2 protein-coding genes are annotated in these 2,295 nt (G+C 71.0%); one reads left to right on the top strand and one right to left on the bottom strand.

The features are described from left to right. Positions 1-107: 107 nt before the first annotated feature. Positions 108-722: a class I SAM-dependent methyltransferase gene (locus tag I5E_RS12880; protein ID WP_022907349.1), complete on the bottom strand. Its 615-nt coding sequence runs from the start codon at positions 720-722 to the stop codon at positions 108-110. A gap of 61 nt (positions 723-783) precedes the next feature. Here I5E_RS12880 and hflX point away from each other — a divergent pair. Beyond that, positions 784-2,295, top strand: a 1,512-nt coding sequence (hflX, locus tag I5E_RS12875) for a GTPase HflX (protein ID WP_042723855.1), incomplete at its 3' end; no start/stop codon positions are given.

Here is a 2,295-nt window from a genome sequence, read left to right as displayed (position 1 = left end):
GGACCGTGGTTCCATCCGGACCGATCGCCCGGAGAGCCCGGAGAGTCCGGCGCGCCCGGAGCGCCCGGAGCGCCCGAGCGCCCCGTTCGCCGTGGCCCGCCCCCGGCCTACTCGGCCGCGCGGTGCACCCGCAGCACCCGGAACCCCTTGTCCGTCGACGCCCGCGACACGTGGAACCCACCGTCGAGCGTGTCGTGCAACCACCGCTGCAGTGAGTCGCCGCCGAGGTCCTTCGACACGACCAGCCAGGCGTCACCCCCGACCTCGAGCCGGGGCAACCACGTCAACAGGATCTGGTGCAGCTCGTCCTTGCCGACCCGGATGGGCGGGTTCGACCAGATCGTCCGGAACCGCAGCTCGGCGGGCACCTCGTCCGGCAGGGCGACGGTGACGTTGTCGACCCCCGCGGTCGCGGCGTTCGCCCGGGCGAGCCCGAGGACACGCTCGTTGACGTCGACGCCCCACACCTCGGCACTCGGGGAGTCGAGCGCCATCGTGATCGCGATCGGGCCCCAGCCGCACCCGACGTCGAGCAGGGCGCCGTCGTGCGCCGGGGGCGGCACGGAGCCGAGCAGCACGCGGGTCCCGCGGTCGAGGCCGTCCGGGCTGAAGACCCCCGCAGCGGTGGTCAGCGTGAGCGGCCGACCGGCGAGGGTGACGTGGATCTGGCGTTCGCGGGTGTCCGACGACGGGTTCGCGGAGAAGTAGTGGTCGTTCGCCATGGATGAACCGTACCGGGAACCCCGTGTGTCCCGAGGCCCCGAGCGGTACCCTGTGGAGAAGATGACGGACACCACGAACCGAGACGCAGAGACCACCGACGACAGCGCTGCTGGTGTCGTCGAGCGGGTCCTGCGCAACGCCGACTCCCGCGCGAGTTCCTCGATCTTCGCCCCCGCGCAGGCGATCCAGACCCGATCGGTCGACGACCACGCCTGGACGGGCGACGGCGACCAGTACGACCGCGAAGACCGTGCGGCGCTCCGCCGCGTCGCCGGGCTCTCCACCGAACTCGAGGACGTCACCGAGGTCGAGTACCGGCAGCTCCGGCTCGAGCAGGTCGTCCTGATCGGTGTGTACCCGCACGGGGACGCCGCCGACGCCGAGAACTCGCTCCGCGAACTCGCCGCCCTCGCCGAGACCGCGGGTGCCGTGGTGCTCGACGGCCTGCTGCAGCGGCGCCCGAACCCCGACCCCTCGACCTACCTCGGCAAGGGCAAGGCAGAGGAGCTCGCGATGGTCGTCAAGGCGACCGGCGCGGACACGGTCATCGCGGACACCGAACTCGCACCGTCCCAGCGTCGTGCGCTCGAGGACGTGGTGAAGGTCAAGGTGATCGACCGGACGGCCGTGATCCTCGACATCTTCAGCCAGCACGCCAAGAGCCGCGAGGGCAAGGCGCAGGTCGAGCTCGCCCAGCTCGAGTACCTCCTGCCGCGTCTGCGTGGTTGGGGTGAGTCGATGTCCCGCCAGGCCGGTGGTCAGGTCTCCGGCGGTGCGGGTATGGGCTCGCGTGGTCCCGGTGAGACGAAGATCGAGCTCGACCGTCGTCGCATCCACACGCGCATGTCGAAGCTCCGTCGTCAGATCGCCTCGTTCCGACCCGCGCGCGAGGCCAAGCGCGCCGAGCGCAACCGCAACGAGGTCCCGAGCGTCGCGATCGCCGGCTACACCAACGCCGGCAAGTCCTCGCTGCTCAACCGGCTGACGAGCGCGGGCGTCCTCGTGCAGAACCAGCTGTTCGCGACGCTGGACTCGACCGTCCGCCGCACCAACTCGGCGAAGGGTCGCGAGTACACGTTCGCCGACACGGTCGGGTTCGTGCGCAACCTGCCGCACCAGCTCGTCGAGGCCTTCCGCTCCACCCTCGAAGAGGTCGGCGACGCCGACGTCATCGTGCACGTCGTCGACGGCTCCCACCCGGACCCCGCGGCCCAGCTCGCGACGGTGCGGGACGTCATCGGTGACGTGGGCGCCCGGGACATCCCCGAGATCGTCGCGTTCAACAAGTCGGACCTCATCGACGAGTCGCAGCGGCTCGTCCTGGTCGGCCTCGTCCCGGACGCCGTGTTCGTCTCGGCGCGCACGGGCGAGGGCATCCAGGACCTGCTCGAGGCGATCGAGTCGCGGCTGCCCGAGCCGGACGTCGAGCTGACCGTCGTGGTGCCGTACGACCGAGGGGACCTCGTGTCGTCGTTGCACGACGCGGGTGCGGTCGAGCACGTCGACTACGTCAAGGACGGCACCGGGCTGCAGGTCCGCTGTTTCAGCGTCAGGTCGCAAAGCTCGACCCCT

The organism is Curtobacterium sp. B18 (genome assembly GCF_000333375.1).
Taxonomy (GTDB): domain Bacteria; phylum Actinomycetota; class Actinomycetes; order Actinomycetales; family Microbacteriaceae; genus Curtobacterium.
Note: the sequence above shows the minus strand (reverse complement) of the source record. Positions and strands in the feature narration are given on the sequence as shown.

Excerpts from the sequence above, each read along its gene's own strand:
- I5E_RS12880 (WP_022907349.1), bottom strand. The coding sequence starts at position 722 with ATGGCGAACGACCACTACTTCTCCGCGAACCCGTCGTCGGACACCCGC.